Origin of the sequence: Chitinophaga parva, assembly GCF_003071345.1 — a bacterium.
GTDB classification, from domain to species: domain Bacteria; phylum Bacteroidota; class Bacteroidia; order Chitinophagales; family Chitinophagaceae; genus Chitinophaga; species Chitinophaga parva.
Map to the genome: position 1 here is coordinate 1,528,449 of NZ_QCYK01000002.1, position 14,500 is coordinate 1,542,948.

A 14,500-nucleotide genomic window follows, 5' to 3' on the forward strand; every position below is an offset into this window, starting at 1 on the left:
TAGCTTGAATTTTGGGCATCTCGAGCCATTATTGTAATTAAATGTATCTTTCATAACAATTGGCAATTTTTAACAAACCGATGAAAACAGCAGGATACTCAGCAACACCATTGGCTAAAAAATTGGGGATGAAGGAGGGATTTACAATACGGCTGGCAGGTCAACCGGCTTATTATTTCGATTTGTTTGAGGACATGCCTCTCAATATCCAGATACGCGATGACAAGGAAACAGCTAAGAACCTGATTCACTATTTCACGAAGAATGCGGACGATTTGCGCAGGGATATCCCGTTATTAAAGAGAGAAATCGAGACCAATGGTATGATATGGATCTCATGGCCTAAGAAGGCATCAAAGATTGCCACTGATATTACTGAAGATATAATCCGGGACCTGGCGCTGAGCAATGGGCTGGTTGACATCAAAGTTTGTGCGATAGACGAAATCTGGTCCGGTCTGAAATTGGTCATACCGGTAAAGGACAGAGTTTAAAAAAAATAGTTGGTCTCCAAATTCTGTAATGGAGAATGAAGGATCAATGAGATCCGGCGGTTTAGAAAGTAAAATAAAGAATACAGTACCTCTTCAAATTCAGTCGTGGCGGCTTTCAATTTGAACGCAAAAAGTATAGAAAGAGTTGGGTAGTTAGTTTGTCTACAGTAACCAGCGCGGCAATGGACACAATACCGGCATATATGTTGTCCTCCTTCAGGTCCGTATTAAGCAGCCACGCATAATTTAGTAACGCTCCTGCAGCAACGCCGAAGCTGGCAGTTAAATTAATGGGACGTTGGGCGGAGGATGCGGTAGTGAATAAAATGCTGCCGTTTTTTCTTTTCAGCATTTGTGGAAGTGCGGGCTACACGGCAGCTATGGCAACGGGTACCCGGACCGGCACCTATAATGGCTATTGTCTTTTTCATTTATTATATTGTTTAAATTAATGTGTACACTCATTACCAGGTGTACAGGTTGCGCCCTCCGTAACCTGAAGCAGAGCGGGGTTGCCTTTCTTCCATTCTGTATAAGCAGTTTGCAGTACTTTGAGCATTTCGGCACCAGACTGGGCGCCGGCGATGGCATACTTGCGATCGATCACAAAGAAAGGAACGCCTTTCGCCCCCAAACTGTTTGCTTCAGCCCCATCAGCTTCTATTTGATGTTGAAATGCAGGGTTGGTAAGGGCTTCCTTTACATCAGCATTCGTCAGACCAATATCATTCCCCAGTTCTGTTAAAACTGCGTCGTCAGAAAGATCCTTGCCCTCTGTGAAGTAGGCATAAAACAGGCGCTCTTCTGCATATTCTCCCAGGCCTTTCGGCTTTGCAAACTGGATCAGGCGATGGGCTTTCAATGAATTAGTGACAAGCGTTTTATCGAAATGATATTCAAGCCCCGCATCCTTAGCCATCCTTGCTACCTGTTCATGCATGCCAACTGACCGCTCATAGCTGATTCCTTTCCGTGCAGCCACAAACTGGTAAATGTTTCCCTGATGCTGCGGCACTTCAGGAATGGTAGGGTCAAGCTGGAAACTTTTCCATTCCACCGCTATATTTTCCCTGTCAGGAAATTGTGCCAGGGCAGCTTCAAAATTCCTTTTGCCGATATAGCAAAATGGGCACATCACATCGCTCCAGATTTCTATTTTCATTTTTTTCTGTGTTTCTTTTTTAACGGTGTTATTATCTTTCTTCTGATTGATTCCGGTTATAGTCCTGCGCCCACCGAATAGGTCAACGACAATTAGTGTCAAAAGAAAGACTGCAATTACTGCAAGCGTTTTATTTGGCATAGTTCAGTTTCCTGAAGTAATAATAGGATGCACATAGTATTGTAAACGGAACCAGCGGTGCTATCCCTTTTACTGGACCATCAACGAGCCAATGTCCCAGGCTTGCGGAAAGCAGTAGTATTCCGAAAGCGACATGAGCCCATTCTTTGAACATCGTAGGTATGGCAGGAATAAGGATAATCACCGCACCAACGATCTTACAGATATTCAGTTCAAGACCAAAATAACCGGGGAAACCCATTCTGCGTATGGATTCGACAAGATATTCCCGCGGAGCAAAGTAGGAAGGAAGTACAATCAATGCCATTCCAATAACCGTAATGATCCAATAGATTCTTTTTTCTTTCTGCATGATTCAGCTATTTACAGTACAAAATTATTTTAGACTAACTTTACAATTGTTATCTGTTACCTTTTAGAAACTGGTTTCCTTTATGAAATCAAGTGGCAATTGATGAAGCGATTACAGTAATTTTGAAGGATATGAATAAGAAAAAGCCAGCCCCGCAAGCACCTGATTGTCAAGGACAATTAATTGCAATTAAGGACACGATGATCCTGTTATCGGGAAAATGGAAAATTCAGATTATTGGATGGCTCCTGCTATATGGTAAGGTGCGCTTTATGGATATGCTGCGAGGGATAGATGGTATTGCTGCTAAAATGCTCTCTAAAGAGTTACAGGAACTTGAGCAAAATGAAATAGTGGCCCGAACTGTGATGTCTACGAAACCGATAACTGTGGAATATGAGCTAACGGAACATGGTAAGACTTTGAGCGGGGTAATTGACGCTATTTCGACCTGGGGAGTTTCGCATCGAAAATTCCTTTTTAAGAAAGGAAGTTAGTCGGCAAAGCTGTGATGCAGACTTGTAGGTTGTAAAAGATTAGATCCTGCTGTAACACTCTATTATCAGTTTGTTTCCGGGCGAAGCCTGTACAGCTTACCATTACCAGTACATTTAAAAGAAGTAAATATTTTATTTGTTTCATTGTACACCGGGTTATTATTGTAACAATTTTCTAAACTCATTCAGATCAAGCTGATCAATAGAAGATTCTTTAATGCCCATTAAAAATTTATTGTTTGGTTGGAAACGGTACATTACATCTATCAGAGATGGTTTTGCGCCATTGGGCGGATATTTTTTAAGATATTCGGGGTTGATTTGATATAATTTTAAGCCTTCAGTGCCTGTATAGAATTCAGTGAAGTAAAAATCTCCATACACTTCTTTTAAATTTCTATTGCGATCGCTCGGCACAATAAAAGCTTTGTTATCGCCCGGTATAACAGCTTGCTGGTTCAACCATTTTTCATCTTTCGATTGCAACAGTTTGGTGACGGTCTGCTTTTTCTGCTCGTTTATAGCAGGTATATCGTTTGCGCTTTGTTGCTGTAATGCCTGTCTGCTTTTTTGATCTTGCAAATAACGGCTGTTCGTTTTCTCCGATTCGGCTATTGTTTTGCTTAATTGTTTTATGTTATCCTGCATGTTCGCTACCAGCGATGGTTTTTCACGATCATAAAATTCAAGCAGGTCTGTTAAGAATTGTTTACGCGTTATGGGAATAAAAAAGGGGATATCGGGGTGTGTTATAAATGCATGGTGAAATACGAAATCGTTATTTACGGCAACGAAACCGGAATTCGGAAATGAAATGCCATATCCTTTGCCCGGCTTGTACTCAACAATAGGATAAAGACTGGTATTGCCTGTTTCCTCACTATTTAGATCAATAAAACCACTTCCGTTATTGATAGCATTTACCAGTCTGTTGTCTGAAAATGCACAATAGCTATACACGGCAATGGAACGATCATCAATGCCTCGAGGAAATGCCGTTTGAAACGAAGGATTTCCTGTTATTCTAAGCACTCCTTGATATTCGTCAACAATGGACAGCTTGTGTGTTTGTACGTTACAAACATATTGATGAAAGCCCATGTTGTAGGTATAACTGAAAATCGGCGTTCGGTTATAAAACGATTTTGAATTTAGCCCAAAGCTGGCTTTTACCAGTCCACCGCTAAATTGCATTTTTGGCTTGCATACGTTTTCAAAGGCCGTCATCATTTTTTTTGCATTGGCCAATTCGGTTGAAGTGTACCCTTCTTTGCCGCCACCTATTGCTCCGCCGATGTGTGCATCCCAAAACCTGCTCGGTTCTTTTTGTACGCTTTCATTGGTACAATCTTTAGTGATCTGTTGCTCCCATGCTTTAAAGGTAGTTTGTGCGAAGAGGCTATTTGTAAATAGCAGCCATGCAATGATGATGGTGTATGATTTCATAATTGTTTCTGTTTTTTTAATTTTGTAAAAAATCGCTCCCAAATGATGTGAAGCCGGGGCCGGATGAATTGAAACCACCGTTTACACTTACTGTTACAGAACCCAGGTCTGCGGAAGCGCTTTCAATGACACCGCCATTTATTTTTGCACCTGCCGATCCGGTTACAATCAAATCAATAGGGTTCATATTGCCATCAAATTGTATGGTTGTTTCTACCGAAGCGCCAATTTTTCCCCTATATTATCTGTAATATCAAATTCTTTGTCTTTTCCGGCTTTGGCAGGGAAGCTGCTATGGCCGATTCGGAACTATCGGGTATTGTCGGAACAATAAAGCGTTTGGTAATGCTGTGGTCTTTGTAAAATTGTTTAAAACTATTCTGAATAGTCATGTACATGGCCGACTTGCCGGCTGTGGGCGATATCTGTTTCAATAGGTTAATGTTTTGTGTGGTGGCCCCACCGTGAGCAATGGCTTTTTCAAGATAGCCGGCGCATAGTGCATTGTCGCCTTGCTTCTGTGCAACCAATGCCAATGAGCGGTACGCTTCTGCATTGATAGAATCTTTAACAACAGCAGACAGCAACATTGTTTTTTGCCATTTTTTTCATGTAAAAGAATTTATGCAGTAAAAGTAGATTGATAGAGCAGCGAAGTCAATCATTAAAAAGATGATTTATCAATTTCCTGTAAAACCAATTAATTATGCGGTGTAAAACTTCTGTTCAACCGGTAAAATATATTATTGTTGATGATAAAGCCGGGATTATCTACCGCAGTAGGATTTGCATCTAACACCGGCGTAAATGAAACTTGTAATTTTCTTCCGCTTTGCGTTGAGAGAATCAGTGAAAAATTGATAATCTCATAAGTGCCTTTCCCAATAGCATAGTCATCGCCATAGGTGATATTGCTAAATGCTATTCCTTCATTAATATACGTGCCATCCTTTTTAAAAAATATGATAGGGCGTTTATTGGGGTCTATTTGTTTTGAGATAACATCAGTCTTGCCGTTGTAATAAGAAAGTTCCGGCGAATAGGCGCCATCAAAACGCAAGCCATCTACGGGTTTTATTTTTTTATACACGCTGCTTTTTGAGTTGAGATACCTGCTCATGGAAGTGGCGTTGATTTTGTATAACTCCATTTTTCCGTATTTGTCATTAACAAGGCTCAGCATATTTCCTTTATCAGTTACATTCCCCCAACTGTCATGCTGGTTACTATTTTCCGGCGTTACACCATTCAGGCCTTTTTCGGGCATGTAATAAAGGCTTTTACCATTGGGAGATAACACTACCGTATTTAATTTAGTAGTTGCCAGTGTGCCTGTTTCAAGACTGGGGCAATTACATTCCCACACTTCGTATTTAATATTACCTGATGGTGCAGATGCGTCTGTTTTGGTGCTAACAGTATTTTCTTTATCCGGGTCCTTTATTTCTTTTTGGCTTTTATCGTCAGTCTTAATCTCTCTCGCCACATCTACCGATGCAATAAAACTTTCAATATCGGGCTTGTATATGTCTGCATTTGACTGAACAACAATATTCTGCATTATGTTTTCACCACTAAAATTGCTGACCAGCAACATCGTGCTCACGCCATTGTTATTATACATTTTTGTACCCAAGAGAAGGTCCCATCCTTTTAGCTTTGCCTGGGGTTGCAGGTTGGCGGCATCTGGCACATTAAAAGCCGGCTGAACCATTTTCTTCCAGAAGAAGTCGAAATTAGCCTGAGAGCCGCCCTGATCTGGCAGTGTTTTGTAAATTATAAACTTGCAGTAGGCACCTGTTTTACTATCTTGTTTAAAGTAGGTTAACAGGTTGTCGTTCTTAACCAGCTGGTAACCCGAAGGCACTGTATAAGTGACAATACCGAAATTATTTTTTTGAGCAAAAGATACTGATGTTGCTAAAAGCAATAGGAGTGAGGAAAATAACTTTCTCATTGGTATGTTTTTAATTGCCTGTTTTATCTATCGCACAACTATGGCATTGCCTGATGAATTGAGTACAGCATTGCCTAAATTGACAGCCACTCCGTTTTTCCAGTATTTAGCTACATTATAGGAGCCGTTGTTTTCCCACCCCGATACATACACATCATTGCCAAAAACAACGATGCCCGTAGCACCAGACGATACCGTTGATAATTTTACTTCCACCCCGTTCTTCCAGTATTTAGCAAAAGATGGCCCGCCGCCATAATAATCCTCCTGTTCATATCCAGCCACATATACATCATTTCCCGCTACGAAAACAGCTGTTGCCACGCCAACCGAAGCAGTGCCTGCGGTTAATGTTGCAGCAGTTTCGTTTTTCCAGATAGTAGCCATTGCCAACCCGGTTGTTGCATTGTTTTGGTTGCCTGCCACATATTTATCGCTTCCACTAACGAAAACAGCATTGGCAAAGCAATGCTTATCGTTATTAGGTATGGTATTGGCCGGTATTATTCCGTTTGTAAATTCCCAGGGAGAAAATTGTCCTTGTGAGTTGCGGTAGCTTCCAACGGCATAAACATTGTTGTTATTTACATAAATACCTGTGCAAGAGCCATTACCCGTAACAATTTGTGATATAATGGGGTCATTGACATTTATGGTTGTACCTGCTCCGTTTTTCCAATATCTGGGCAGGTCGAACCCGTTGATGATTTCCCAGCCGCCAACATGCACATCGTTGCCATTTACAGAAATGCTATTGGCAGCGGATTCGTTGGTGCCAAGCGTGGTCTTAGTGCCGTTTTTCCAGTAGTTGGCCAATTGTAAATTATTGATTCTTTCTCTTCCCGCTGCATACACATCATTGCCATTTACAAATATGGAATTCAATGCGGATTCTTCTGTGCTCAGCGTAACAGCAATATTGTTTTTCCAATAGGTAGCTAGAGAGCGAGCGCTATTATTCTGTGAGCCGGCTACAAATATATCGGGCACATAAGTAATGTTGCCGCCACTTGCAGTTTGGGTGCCTGTTTTTATTTTTACTTCGCCAGTAACTGCTCCAAGGGCCGGAACGATTACCTTCAATTGTGTAGCCGTGGCTGTCTGTACACGGGTTGCCATTTCATTAATGGTAACGGTATTATTAAGTGCTGTAGCGGAAAAATTACTACCGGTGATGATAAGCGTGTCGCCATAGTGCAACGTGGTGTTAGATAAAGCGCTTATTTTAAGCGTAGTGTCTGGCGATGTTGGGTTATTATTGGGAATGCCATTGTCTTTTTTGCAGGAAGACAATGCAAGCAGGAATAGCGAAAAAGTTATATTGATTGCTATTCTAGAGGTATTGTATTTTGTTGTTTTCATACCGATTGAAACTTTTTATTTTGAAAAAAATATATGGTATAAAAGTAGATTGGCCTGAAGACCGTGGCAATCATTAAAAAAGATGATTTTTGAAAAAATCCAAAAAGGCATAATTTACAGGGAGCATATCTTCAGGAAGGCGCGCAAAATATCGGTATTATCATTGTCTAAGTAGCAGGTGTAAAGGCCGCGTCAGGGCTGATGTTCTTGATAGCGAGTATGAAAACCTCTTAAAGAGAATAACACTTAGGCCAGAAGTGCTTTTGGAGGATATTTCAAAACAAGAATTGTTAATATCTAAAGGGAGAAGCCACTTCCTCCGGAACAAAATTGAATTCGATGATTTTAGTGCGCTAAAAAGGGATATAAAGAGATGTTGGAGTTTCTCAATTACCAATTGTTGGCAGTAGACAAGAGATTAGCCGGTTGCCAAACACCAAACGACATTGAAGATATGAAGCGGAGGGAGAATAGCATTTTTGAATGATATAAAAATCAAGATGTAGCAGGCAAACGTTACATCATCGATTTATTTACACCGATTTCGATCAATTCCATCACAAAGGAATTAGGTCCCCTACAAATAAATCCAGCACTATCAATGATAACTTCTTGTAACGGGCAGTAGCTTTTTATTTCTAGAACAATAATCCATGTGCAACTCTCACATAAAAAAACTGATTTTTTCTGATCGAAAAGTTCCCACTGATCAGACCATTAAAGTTTTAAGAAAGAATGGTATTGATGCGAATGAAAAGCAAGCCAAAGTCATATTGGATTTTCTCTACTTCCTTGCTAAAATGTATCGTGGCCGGGCTTCCAATGCGCCATCTGATAGTATTACCCCTGGAAAGGAAATCGAACACAAAATCGTTATTTGAGATGCTTATTAGCTCACCCGGTTAATTGCCGCGAAATAAATCACATGTTTCACAAAAATATCGAACCGCTTCTATGGCTAAAAAACAGGCCCTTAAATTATTGTAGGACAATAGGTTACTAGCAATAAAAAAGGAGACAATCAAAACTGATCGTCTCCTTAAGTGAACCGGTTGGGACTCGAACCCAAGACCCATACATTAAAAGTGTATTGCTCTACCAACTGAGCTACCGATTCCTATGCGGGTTGTGCGGTTAAGCGGGTGCAAAAATAGGAATTATTTATTTCCTTCCAAATAATTCTAAAACTTTTTTCATTACACCTCATTCCTGCACCGCACATCCCCCCTCAAATCCCACGCCACAGCCCATTCCCGCCACCACAACTTTTTTCCGTAATTTCGTACCAGGTACAAAACCATATGGACAAAAGCGTTAATAAATACATCAGTGATACCGGTTTTTGCAGCCGCCGGGAGGCTGATAAATACATAGAACAAGGCCGTGTTACCATCAACGATAACATAGCGATGAAGGGGAACCGCGTGGAAGAAGGCGACATCGTGGAAATAGACGGGGAACCCCTCAAAAAAAAGAAAGCCACCGTCTACATCGCCCTCAATAAACCCAAGGGCATCACTTGCACCACCGACCAGAAAGACAAGACCAATATCGTGGACTATGTGAACTTCAATACCCGCATTTTCCCCATCGGCCGGCTGGACAAGCTCTCTGAAGGGCTCATCTTCCTCACCAACGATGGCGACATTGTAAACAAGATACTGCGCGCCGGCAATCAGCACGAAAAGGAATATGTAGTAACGGTAGACAAACCCATCACACCGGACTTTATCAGGAACATGCGCAGCGGCGTGCGCATCCTGGGCACTTATACCAAACCTTGCTTTGTGCAACAGGAAGGGCCCCTGCAATTCCGCATCATCCTCATCCAGGGCCTCAACCGCCAGATCCGCCGCATGTGCGAAGCCCTGGGCTACCAGGTGAAGACACTGCGCCGCACGCGCATTATGCACCTCACCCTCAAAGACCTGGCGCCCGGCAAATGGCGCTTCTTCACAAAAGACGAGATCAACACCCTCAATGCCATGGTGGCCAACAGCAGCAAGACCGACAAAGGCAGCAGCGCCCCCACGGATGGCATGGATGAATAAAAGCATATGGATCACCTGCCCGTCACTTCCCGCCTGGCCCTGCGCCCATTTACCCTGGCAGACGATGCCTTTATCTATCGCCTGTTGAATACCCCTACCTGGCTGCAATTCATTGGCGACCGCCATATCATAGACCTGGCTGCGGCCCGCCATTACCTGCAGCACGGGCCTTTACAGAGCTACCGCGTGAACGGTTTTGGCCCCTGGCTGGTAACCCTGCGGGACACAGGTGCGCCTATCGGCATGTGTGGATTTTTCCAGCGCCCTTTCCTGGATGCCCCGGATGCAGGCCTGGCCTTCCTGCCGGAGTATGAAGGGCAGGGCTATGCCAGCGAAGCCCTGCGCGCCTGCATGGACTATGCTTTTGACGCTATGGGTGCCCATCGGGTATATGCGTTCACGTTGCCCGTTAACCTGCGCTGCATGCGCCTGCTGCAAGCTATCGGCTTCCACTACCAGGAAATGATCCGGCCCCCGGGCGAGGCCCACGCGCTCATGCTGTACGCCATACAGCGCACCCCTGCAGAAATTTAATATCTTCATGGCATGAACGTCATTGACCAATCCGGCATACTCGCTATCTCTACCCGGCTGCAACGCCTGGCTGACCAGATCCGTAAAGAAGGGCAGGAGGTGTACCGGTTGCATGGCATCGACTTTGAGCCCAAATGGTTCCCGGTCATTTACACCCTCCATCATAAACCCCTGCTCAGCGTAGTGGAAATTGCCAACGAGATCGGCTACGCCCACCCCTCCACCATCAGTCTCCTCAAGGAACTGGAGGCTAAAAAGCTCATCCAGTCACGCAAAGACAAAACAGATACCCGCAAGCGCATGATACAGCTCTCGGACAAAGGCCGGCAGCTGGTAACCCGCATGCTGCCGGTGTGGAGCCTCATTGCGGAAGCCATTACTGACATGACAAACACGTCCAATAACCTCCTCAAGGCCATTGGTGAAGTGGAACTGCAAATGGAGCAGCATAGTTTCCTGGACAGGGCCAAAGCGTTAATGGACGCAAAAAAAAGCGTATAGCCGGCTACGTTAGTACATGCAATGTCAGCGCAGTGGTAGTTTGCAGGCCACGGGGGACAGTGTGATGGCAAATGCACTGGTGTCCGTAAGCATTTCCCGGCCGGTAGCTGGGTCATAACTGTAGCGTTGCTCTACCAGTTTATCCTCATAAAGTTTGAAATTGGCTGGCAGGCTGTCTGCCATGCCTTCCTGTGCATAGTACCACCAGGTTTCCACCAGGTTGCCGCGCACGTGGCCCCGGAGCACACCGGCCCGGGTATCTTTTTCCGCACGTTTTACCACCATGACGCCGGTCACCAGGGTGTCATGGATCACCAGGTGCACGGTGGTGGTGTCCTGGTTGGCCGTGCCTTCCAGGAGCTGGTAGCATTTGTCGCTGTGAAATGGGGTGGCCAGGAGGGAATCTGTACCGGAGCTCCGGTGATTGGTCGTGTTGGTATGGCACGCCACAAGCGCCATCAGCAACAAACCGCTGTATACTGTTTTCCCATACATGGTGATAGGTTTGCTATCCGCCCGCAAAACCGATGCCATGGGCTGAAAAGCACAGGGGGGGCGCCAATGGGGATCTTGCGCAAAAGGAACAATAGGGCGTTTATGCAAGTGTTTAGCCCACCACGAATGATGCAGCTGTGTAGTAGCGGCTCAATTGGCAGGTGAAGATTTATTGCTGAAAATATTTTATAGCCGTTAATTACAGAGGTGTAAATAAAATTCGGGATAATGTACAAGTTTAATGGCTGAAGAGTGGCCGTGGTAAAGCTTTTCGGAGGATCGGATTTTTAAGCGTATTTTTGTGCGCTATGCAGCACGCGCACCGTTACTTTATGATCAATAAGCCTTATGGCATGCTTTCACAGTTTGTAACACGCTTTGAAGGAGAGCAGCATTTGCCTATGCTGGGAGCGCTGAACTTTGCATTCCCGGAAGGTACGCACGCGGTGGGCCGGCTGGACAAGGAATCGGAAGGCCTGTTGTTACTCACCACTAATGCAAAGGTGACGCGCCTGCTCTTCTTAAGCAAGGTGCCCCATGCACGTACTTACCTGGTGAAGGTGAAAAATAAAATAACGGCGGATAAACTGGAATTGCTGCGGAGTGGCGTGCCTATACAGGTGAAAGGTGGGGAATATTATAAGACCACACCCTGCCAGGCAGAGATCGTGGAAAAGCCTGCAGGCTTGTTTGAACGGCCGGGGGAGCCGGATGATTATGGCAAAAGCTCCTGGCTCCTCATCACACTCACCGAAGGAAAGTTTCACCAGATCCGTAAAATGGTGCAGTATGTCAGACATCCCTGCCTGCGGCTGGTACGCATTTCCATTGAAGACCTGGCCTTGGGAGAAATAGCCCCCGGTGAGGTGCATGAAATCGATGAGGAGACCTTTTTTATGAAACTGAAGCTTGAAGGGGGGCGGCAAGCGGCGCCTCCACGGTATAATGGCTGATGGATACCCCCATGCGCAGCCTGAGCGTGAACGTGTGCTCCGGCAGTTCCGGCACGGCCAGGATGAGATGGTCGCCTATGTGCCCGTGCAGCAGGAACAAGGGGGTGTGATAATGCAGCGCCACCTTGTGCTGCGTGGCATCGCGCAGGTCTGATGCAATAAGCTGTAACGCTGCTCCTTCAAAAGGCAGGGGCTTTTCCAGCATATCGCACACATGCGGCATCTTCTTATCCAGCAGCTCCAGGTAAGGCGCTGCCGCAAGGTAAAGCTTGTAATGCAGTGAATTAGCACGTCCATCATTACCGGCCATTTCCCGGAAAGTATAGAACCTGCCCTGCGGGTTATAGACCTGCGATTTTAACTGAAACTCCGCAAAAGTGGCGGCCAGCACCTGTTTGGCAAAGATACCGGAGCTGGTCGCATCGAGGACCTGGCGGCAGGTAAGGCGGATCTGTGCATTGTTCATCGGATACTGCTTTTGTTAACGATAGTTCCCTGTAAAGACCAGAGAGATGGTCATCTTTCTTTCCATGCCGCAATCATTCGCCTGCAGAACGGGTGGATATTGCAAATATTACAAGCATGCAGCGAAGTACATAGCAGGTTGCGGTAAGCTGTAAAATTGTTGCGGCGAAAACCTAGCGGGAGAAGAGTTTGAAGAATTGCTCTTCATAATTACTGCCAATAGGGATCTGCATGCTGCCCAGCTGGATGGTCTTGTTGCGCACATGCTCCACGCGGTGCAGGGGCACAATGTAAGAGCGGTGTACCCGTACAAAAGCAGGCGGCAGCTTTTCCTGCATGGCCTTCATGGTCATGCGGGCTATCACGGGCTTTTGCTGGTGCAGGTAGATCTTCAGGTAATCATCCAGGGCTTCAATGTAAAGGATGTCTGCGGTATCCACTTTCAGCAGGCTGTAATCCACGCGGATAAAGAGGGCAGAGTGGTCCGTTTGCTGCTGGAACTTGTAGTAATCACGGGCCTTTTGCACGGCCTGCGTAAAGCGCTCAAAGGAGAAGGGCTTCAGCAGGTAGTCCACCGCATTTACATTAAAGCCTTCCACTGCATATTCACTGTAAGCCGTGGTAAAGATCACCATGGCCTGCTGGGGCAGCGATTTGTAAAAGTCTATCCCCGAAATGGCCGGCATTTGTATGTCCAGGAAAAGCAGCTCCACGGGGTATTGCTGGATGTAGCGCAAGGCTTCCCCCGGCTGGTGGAAGGTTTTCACGAGATCAACATAATCCACCTGGTCGCAGAAATTGCGGATCACCTGGAGGGCAGGCAGTTCGTCGTCGAGGGCGATGGCTTTTATCATAAACGGGACAGGATCAGGAGTACGGTGTAATCAGTGGCTGCATCTGCAATGGAAAGCTCGTGCTGGCCGGGATAGATGATGTGCAGGCGCTTGCGTGTATTGTCCAGCCCTATGCCGCCCCCATTGGCCTCGTAATGTTTTACATGCACTTTATGGTTGAAGACCTGGAGCGACAGCGCATTTTCCGTTATCGTTACGGCAATGCGGATGATGGAATCTTCCTCGGGATTCACGCCATGTTTGAAAGCATTTTCCACGAAAGGAATGAGGATGAGCGGCGCAATGTGCTTGCCCTGTGCAGACCCGGTCACCGTAAAGGTAAGACTTACCGTGTGCCCAAAGCGCATTTGCTGCAGGGCAATGTAATCCCGCAGGTAATTCATTTCCATTTCCAGGGGCACCCATTCCTTCCCGGCTTCATAGATCACATAACGCATCATGCCGGAAAGGCGGATCACAGCATTGGGCGCCTGGTCCGACTTTTCAAGCGAGAGGGCATAAATGCTGTTGAGCGCATTGAACAGGAAGTGGGGATTGATCTGCGCTTTCAGGTTGGACAGCTCCGCCAGCAGGCGTTGCTTTTCCGTTTGCTTCCACCGGTTTACAATGCGGATAATGAGTGAGAACAGCAGCACGGCAATGAAAAGGAATATGCTGTGCCCAATTTCTCCAAAGATGAAATATTTACGCACCTCATCCCGGCGGTCCGGCCAGGGGTGATGCCCGCCATTGTCCGGCCAGAAGCCGGTCCCATGGCCAAACGGGGGCTTTACAGGATGGTATGCGCTGTCCCTGAGAGGATGCACATCCTGCATGGGCAGGGGGCCTTTGGTATGCGTGATAAAGCCAGTGTCTGCCACCGGTACTTTTGCCTGCCAGTCAGGAAAGGAATAGAGCTGGTGAAGGATGAAAATGGGCACCCACACCACGAGTATGAAACAACCCAGCGTGATGCTGCCAAAGGCCCAGAACTTCTTCGTAAAGTACAGGCGTGGTATAAAAATGAAGTAATTGCAGTAAAAGTAGACAATGAGCAGCGTATAAGCGATCAGGTCACGCAGGCCAAAGGGCGAGGTGTAGAAAGTGAGGGACTTGGAAGGGGTAGGCGAGAAGAGCATGGGCAGCGCCAGGAACGTGCAGCACCCCAAAATATGCAACCCCGCCTGCCGGAAACGATCTTTCAATACGGCACAATTTGCTCAAATATCCGCGGTAGGGGCAAGTTTTCAAAAAAGA

At 45.7% G+C, this 14,500-nt stretch carries 16 protein-coding genes and 1 tRNA gene; 6 read left to right on the forward strand and 11 right to left on the reverse strand.

The features are described from left to right. Positions 1-80: 80 nt before the first annotated feature. Positions 81-494, forward strand: coding sequence for a DUF3052 family protein (locus DCC81_RS16525; RefSeq protein WP_108687696.1), 414 nt, complete (start codon positions 81-83; stop codon positions 492-494). Between the two features lie 448 nt (positions 495-942). On the opposite strand, the gene DCC81_RS16535 is transcribed toward DCC81_RS16525, so the two are convergent. After that, positions 943-1,797 carry a DsbA family oxidoreductase gene (locus DCC81_RS16535; RefSeq protein ID WP_240613007.1) on the reverse strand — a complete coding sequence of 285 codons (855 nt, stop codon included), beginning with the start codon at positions 1,795-1,797 and terminating at the stop codon, positions 943-945. Next, positions 1,787-2,149, reverse strand: a complete 363-nt coding sequence (locus DCC81_RS16540; protein WP_108687698.1) for a DoxX family protein — start codon at positions 2,147-2,149, stop codon at positions 1,787-1,789. The genes DCC81_RS16535 and DCC81_RS16540 overlap by 11 nt, the downstream gene beginning before the upstream one ends. Positions 2,150-2,280: 131 nt before the next feature. Between DCC81_RS16540 and DCC81_RS16545 the strand changes: the two genes are divergently transcribed. After that, complete coding sequence (locus tag DCC81_RS16545; RefSeq protein WP_165806617.1) at positions 2,281-2,646, forward strand: winged helix-turn-helix transcriptional regulator; 366 nt, start codon at positions 2,281-2,283, stop codon at positions 2,644-2,646. Positions 2,647-2,805: 159 nt separating this feature from the next. Here DCC81_RS16545 and DCC81_RS16550 read toward each other — a convergent pair whose 3' ends face one another. The 5 genes from DCC81_RS16550 to DCC81_RS16575 all read right to left on the reverse strand — a co-directional run bounded on the left by DCC81_RS16550 (position 2,806) and on the right by DCC81_RS16575 (position 8,528). Next, a complete protein-coding gene (locus DCC81_RS16550) occupies positions 2,806-4,092 on the reverse strand; it encodes a hypothetical protein (protein WP_108687699.1) in 1,287 nt (428 codons plus the stop codon). A 236-nt stretch (positions 4,093-4,328) separates the two neighbouring features. Continuing rightward, entirely contained in the window at positions 4,329-4,682 is a 354-nt protein-coding gene (locus tag DCC81_RS16555) for a hypothetical protein (protein ID WP_108687700.1), read from the reverse strand. A gap of 110 nt (positions 4,683-4,792) precedes the next feature. Beyond that, positions 4,793-6,049 (reverse strand): hypothetical protein, encoded by a 1,257-nt coding sequence (locus tag DCC81_RS16560; RefSeq protein WP_133177687.1) that lies wholly within the window; start codon positions 6,047-6,049, stop codon positions 4,793-4,795. A 27-nt stretch (positions 6,050-6,076) separates the two neighbouring features. Then, positions 6,077-7,411, reverse strand: a complete 1,335-nt coding sequence (locus DCC81_RS16565) for an IPT/TIG domain-containing protein (RefSeq protein ID WP_108687702.1) — start codon at positions 7,409-7,411, stop codon at positions 6,077-6,079. Positions 7,412-8,455: 1,044 nt separating this feature from the next. After that, positions 8,456-8,528: transfer RNA gene (locus DCC81_RS16575), tRNA-Lys, on the reverse strand. 184 nt (positions 8,529-8,712) lie between these two features. Here DCC81_RS16575 and rluF point away from each other — a divergent pair. Genes rluF through DCC81_RS16590 form a run of 3 tightly spaced genes read left to right on the forward strand, consistent with a single transcriptional unit; the run spans position 8,713 to position 10,497 of the window. Then, complete coding sequence (gene rluF / locus DCC81_RS16580) at positions 8,713-9,462, forward strand: 23S rRNA pseudouridine(2604) synthase RluF (protein WP_108687704.1); 750 nt, start codon at positions 8,713-8,715, stop codon at positions 9,460-9,462. A gap of 6 nt (positions 9,463-9,468) precedes the next feature. Next, a complete protein-coding gene (locus tag DCC81_RS16585; protein WP_108687705.1) occupies positions 9,469-9,996 on the forward strand; it encodes a GNAT family N-acetyltransferase in 528 nt (175 codons plus the stop codon). A 12-nt stretch (positions 9,997-10,008) separates the two neighbouring features. Beyond that, positions 10,009-10,497 (forward strand): MarR family winged helix-turn-helix transcriptional regulator, encoded by a 489-nt coding sequence (locus DCC81_RS16590; RefSeq protein WP_108687706.1) that lies wholly within the window; start codon positions 10,009-10,011, stop codon positions 10,495-10,497. 24 nt (positions 10,498-10,521) lie between these two features. Here DCC81_RS16590 and DCC81_RS16595 read toward each other — a convergent pair whose 3' ends face one another. Then, positions 10,522-10,992: a hypothetical protein gene (locus tag DCC81_RS16595; RefSeq protein ID WP_133177688.1), complete on the reverse strand. Its 471-nt coding sequence runs from the start codon at positions 10,990-10,992 to the stop codon at positions 10,522-10,524. A 308-nt stretch (positions 10,993-11,300) separates the two neighbouring features. Between DCC81_RS16595 and DCC81_RS16600 the strand changes: the two genes are divergently transcribed. Then, the gene (locus DCC81_RS16600; protein WP_108687708.1) at positions 11,301-11,945 is read left to right on the forward strand and encodes a pseudouridine synthase; all 645 of its coding nucleotides are present in this window, start codon (positions 11,301-11,303) and stop codon (positions 11,943-11,945) included. Here the strand turns inward: DCC81_RS16600 and DCC81_RS16605 are convergent. From DCC81_RS16605 to DCC81_RS16615, 3 genes are all read right to left on the reverse strand, one after another. After that, complete coding sequence (locus DCC81_RS16605) at positions 11,887-12,411, reverse strand: hypothetical protein (protein ID WP_108687709.1); 525 nt, start codon at positions 12,409-12,411, stop codon at positions 11,887-11,889. The two genes, DCC81_RS16600 and DCC81_RS16605, sit on opposite strands and share 59 nt — an antisense overlap. A gap of 172 nt (positions 12,412-12,583) precedes the next feature. Next, positions 12,584-13,264, reverse strand: a complete 681-nt coding sequence (locus tag DCC81_RS16610; RefSeq protein ID WP_108687710.1) for a LytR/AlgR family response regulator transcription factor — start codon at positions 13,262-13,264, stop codon at positions 12,584-12,586. Continuing rightward, positions 13,261-14,448: a sensor histidine kinase gene (locus DCC81_RS16615; protein WP_133177689.1), complete on the reverse strand. Its 1,188-nt coding sequence runs from the start codon at positions 14,446-14,448 to the stop codon at positions 13,261-13,263. The genes DCC81_RS16610 and DCC81_RS16615 overlap by 4 nt, the downstream gene beginning before the upstream one ends. Positions 14,449-14,500 lie beyond the last annotated feature (52 nt).

Excerpts from the sequence above, each read along its gene's own strand:
- DCC81_RS16525 (WP_108687696.1), top strand. The coding sequence starts at position 81 with ATGAAAACAGCAGGATACTCAGCAACACCATTGGCTAAAAAATTGGGG.
- DCC81_RS16535 (WP_240613007.1), bottom strand. The coding sequence starts at position 1,797 with ATGCCAAATAAAACGCTTGCAGTAATTGCAGTCTTTCTTTTGACACTA.
- DCC81_RS16540 (WP_108687698.1), bottom strand. The coding sequence starts at position 2,149 with ATGCAGAAAGAAAAAAGAATCTATTGGATCATTACGGTTATTGGAATG.
- DCC81_RS16545 (WP_165806617.1), top strand. The coding sequence starts at position 2,281 with ATGAATAAGAAAAAGCCAGCCCCGCAAGCACCTGATTGTCAAGGACAA.
- DCC81_RS16550 (WP_108687699.1), bottom strand. The coding sequence starts at position 4,092 with ATGAAATCATACACCATCATCATTGCATGGCTGCTATTTACAAATAGC.
- DCC81_RS16555 (WP_108687700.1), bottom strand. The coding sequence starts at position 4,682 with ATGTTGCTGTCTGCTGTTGTTAAAGATTCTATCAATGCAGAAGCGTAC.
- DCC81_RS16560 (WP_133177687.1), bottom strand. The coding sequence starts at position 6,049 with ATGAGAAAGTTATTTTCCTCACTCCTATTGCTTTTAGCAACATCAGTA.
- DCC81_RS16565 (WP_108687702.1), bottom strand. The coding sequence starts at position 7,411 with ATGAAAACAACAAAATACAATACCTCTAGAATAGCAATCAATATAACT.
- rluF (WP_108687704.1), top strand. The coding sequence starts at position 8,713 with ATGGACAAAAGCGTTAATAAATACATCAGTGATACCGGTTTTTGCAGC.
- DCC81_RS16585 (WP_108687705.1), top strand. The coding sequence starts at position 9,469 with ATGGATCACCTGCCCGTCACTTCCCGCCTGGCCCTGCGCCCATTTACC.
- DCC81_RS16590 (WP_108687706.1), top strand. The coding sequence starts at position 10,009 with ATGAACGTCATTGACCAATCCGGCATACTCGCTATCTCTACCCGGCTG.
- DCC81_RS16595 (WP_133177688.1), bottom strand. The coding sequence starts at position 10,992 with ATGTATGGGAAAACAGTATACAGCGGTTTGTTGCTGATGGCGCTTGTG.
- DCC81_RS16600 (WP_108687708.1), top strand. The coding sequence starts at position 11,301 with ATGCAGCACGCGCACCGTTACTTTATGATCAATAAGCCTTATGGCATG.
- DCC81_RS16605 (WP_108687709.1), bottom strand. The coding sequence starts at position 12,411 with ATGAACAATGCACAGATCCGCCTTACCTGCCGCCAGGTCCTCGATGCG.
- DCC81_RS16610 (WP_108687710.1), bottom strand. The coding sequence starts at position 13,264 with ATGATAAAAGCCATCGCCCTCGACGACGAACTGCCTGCCCTCCAGGTG.